We start from the raw sequence: 2,998 nt of genomic DNA on the forward strand, positions 1-2,998 counted from the left end.
GCCTGAAGCAGGGAGCGCGCGCCAGGGGCCGGTGTGCCAGGTGGAGCGCCCGCAGCGCAGCGAGGACGTACGACCTGGCGCGCCGGTTTCTGGTGTGCGATCGTCGCGGCGGGCCGGGCGAAGGGACACGCCGGCACCCTTGATGCCCGCACCGCCGCGCGAGCGGAGCTCGCGGACCTTGGTGAGCGGTGGTGGCCTCGGGGTTCGGCGCCAGGGGTGGGCACCTCGGCGTAATGCCGCTGGGAGGTGATTGTGCGGGAGCTGCGCGGGCCGGGCAGGCTCTGTGTCGCGGTAGCTCTCATGCTGTGGGGTGTGGTGTGGGACCGGCGGCCGGGTGCGGAACGGCTGCGGTCTGGCGTGGATGCCGTGTGTGGGTGGGTTTGTAGGCTGGTGGTGCGGGCGTGCGGATATGGGCGGTCGGTGCGGCCTGGTCGGGGAAAGGATGGCTGTTGTGGGCAATGTTTCGGCGGTGGAGCGGGAGGCGGCGCGGCTGCTGGTGGAGTTGTCGGCTCCGTCTGCGGAGGATGCGGCCGGGGTGGTGGCTGGTGAGCGGATGCGGTATCGGTCGCTGCCACCGGAGGGTGTGCGGTTCGATGTGGTGTTTCCGCGTGAGGGCGGGATCGATCTGTAGCCCGAGTGGTTCGTGTGCGGGGCCGGTGCCGGTGGGCTCGGCCCCGTTGTCGTGTCCGGGGCCGGTCGGGCGGGCCGGTTACGGCACGGTGCCGGTTCCGAGTTTCGTTGTGGCGGTGTGGTAGAGCTGTTCGAGGTCGGGTCCGCTGTGGCCGGTGATCTGTTCGTCGCGGTCGTAGATGCCGATGTACCAGTGCACGCGGTCGTCGTCGCTGCTGGCCAGTGAGCCGTCCCCAGCTGTTGGTGGCCAGCATCGTGTGGCCGGAGGGCTGGTGGTCGATGTGGATGGCGGCGCATCCGCCTGTGGTGTCGATGATTTCGGGTCGTGTTCCGTGGCGGCGCAGGGTGTCGAGTTCGCGGTGGTATGTGCTGGTGAGGCGGTCGGTGAGCAGGCTCATTGTGCTGGTCTTTCGGTGTTTGGGCTGGTGCGGGTTCGGGTGAGGGCGCGTAGCGGCCTGTGCCGGGCCGCGTAGCGGCCCGGCGGGGGCCGCGGTGCGGGCCCGGCGGGGTCGGGGTGTTGGGTGAGTCGGGGCCGGGGCTGGTGGGGTTGGGGTGTTGGCCGCGGAAGTCGTCTGTACGAGCGCAGCGAGTTCGGTTGCGGCCGTTGCCGCTGAGGGCCACGGCCGGGTGCGGTGCCGGTGGGTGTGTGCGGTGGTGGTGCGTGGGTGTGGTGGTGCGCTCGGGCGGGGCGGGCCGGGGACTGGTGGGGGCTGGGGGCTGTCCGCCTCGAGAAGACACAGCACGGAGCGCAGCGGAGTTCCGATTCCGCCGCGCCGGGCACGGGGACGGACCCCCTGGGGGCCGGGGGTCCGTCTGGTGCTGGGCGGGTTACTCGGCGGGGTAGAGGTCGAATTCGGGGGTGTCGATGCCGAATCGCTTGGCGGCGGCCGGTCCGAGTGCCAGGAATCGGCGGGCGGTGTCGGCCTCGACGTCGGCGCGGGCGGCGGCGAGCAGCGCGCGGGCGATGACGGGCATGGTCTCCGACAGGGGGCCGTCCTCGATCAGGGCGGCGGTTCCGGAGAGGAAGAGGGCTTCGCGTGCGTGGTAGGGGCGGCCGTCGACGTGGTAGAGCACTCCGGCGATGGCGAGCATGTGAGAGCGGCGGATGCCCTCGAGCTGGTTGGCGATGTGGGAGTAGATGCGCGCGGCGGCGGGGATGTCGAGCAGGGCGAGTCCGAACATCGCGTCACGGGCGGATCCGGACACCTCGGCCAGCACACCGACTCGGGCGGCGAGCCCATCGGCGGTGTTGGCGAGCAGGCGGGCGCGCTCGTCGGCGGGGTAGTCCGCGCCGATGACTCCGCCGTCAGTCGGGTGGTCGGTGAAGTCGGGGGCGTAGGTGCGCGCGTAGTCGCTGATCAGCTTGCGGGCCTCGGTGAGGGTGTCGCGGGCGAATCGGTGGGGGTTGTCGCGGTGCTCGGCGCGGGCGTGGTCGGTGTCGGCGGGCGTGGTCTGAGCGAACGTGCGCGCGATTTCCTCGGGATCGGGCAGGGGGCCGTGTCCGTCGACGATGGCCGCGAGGGCGGGCGCGGTCATGGCGGGGTCGGGCAGGATGCCGTATTCCTTGGTGCGCAGGTCGGTCCAATGCTCTCCGGCGGCGATTTTCGGGGTCATGAGCACGTTCAACACGCGGATGCCTTCGCGCTCGAGGGCGGGGACAAGGGAATCCAGGGCGAAAACGGCGCGGGCGGCGTGCTCGGTGTCGGCGACGGCGACCAGGCGCATGACCAGGTCATCGTGGCCGTGGTGCCTGCCGCCGAGAACTTCGATGGCGTTTTCGTCGTGGGAGTCGAATTTCTCGATCGGGATAACTCCGAAGTTGTGCATCACACCGTCGCTGTGAAGAATGGCGACGATGATGCAGTTTTCGATTTCGGGCAGGCTGTATGTGGAAGTCATCAAGAGAGCGGCAATCGAGGAAACGAATTCTCCGCCGGTCATTTTGATGTAGTCGATCATTTCGAGCCCTTCCGTAAGTGGCGCGGCGTCCGTTTCGGATTCCCTGTGTCTCACCAACTTACGAACTCCATTCTATACTTGTCACGCATATCACGCACTTTTAGAAGGGTTGCGTCCGGGTGAGGTTTTTCACACCTAATTTTCGATGCTTCCGCTGGTTAGAGAGGGTTTTTCATGCTCCACTCACCGGGGTTTTCCCACGTGGTCTGGCGGGGATTTTTAAAACTCGCGGGTTGATTATCCGCACGGTCGGGGAGCCTTTTTGCCCCTGGGTGGTGGCGCGTGCGCCTCCACCCGGGCAGGCCACCGGCCTGCCCCTAAGGGTTGTCCCGTAAGTCCGACGCGGTGATGACGACCTGGACCCGGTTACGGTCAGCGGGCGTGGGCGAGGTTGGCCAGAGTGGCAACT

General features: G+C 68.4%; 2 protein-coding genes. One reads left to right on the forward strand and one right to left on the reverse strand.

The window, feature by feature from the left end:
* Positions 1-451 precede the first annotated feature (451 nt).
* Positions 452-631 carry a hypothetical protein gene (locus ACWEO7_RS38870; RefSeq protein WP_452430768.1) on the forward strand — a complete coding sequence of 60 codons (180 nt, stop codon included), beginning with the start codon at positions 452-454 and terminating at the stop codon, positions 629-631.
* 827 nt (positions 632-1,458) lie between these two features.
* Here the strand turns inward: ACWEO7_RS38870 and ACWEO7_RS38875 are convergent.
* Positions 1,459-2,529 carry a DUF4192 family protein gene (locus ACWEO7_RS38875; protein WP_452430770.1) on the reverse strand — a complete coding sequence of 357 codons (1,071 nt, stop codon included), beginning with the start codon at positions 2,527-2,529 and terminating at the stop codon, positions 1,459-1,461.
* Positions 2,530-2,998: the final 469 nt, after the last annotated feature.

This window comes from Nocardia sp. NPDC004260 (assembly GCF_053603155.1).

Bases quoted from the DNA above. Each gene is read 5' to 3' on its own strand.
- ACWEO7_RS38875 (WP_452430770.1), bottom strand. From the start codon at position 2,529: ATGACTTCCACATACAGCCTGCCCGAAATCGAAAACTGCATCATCGTC.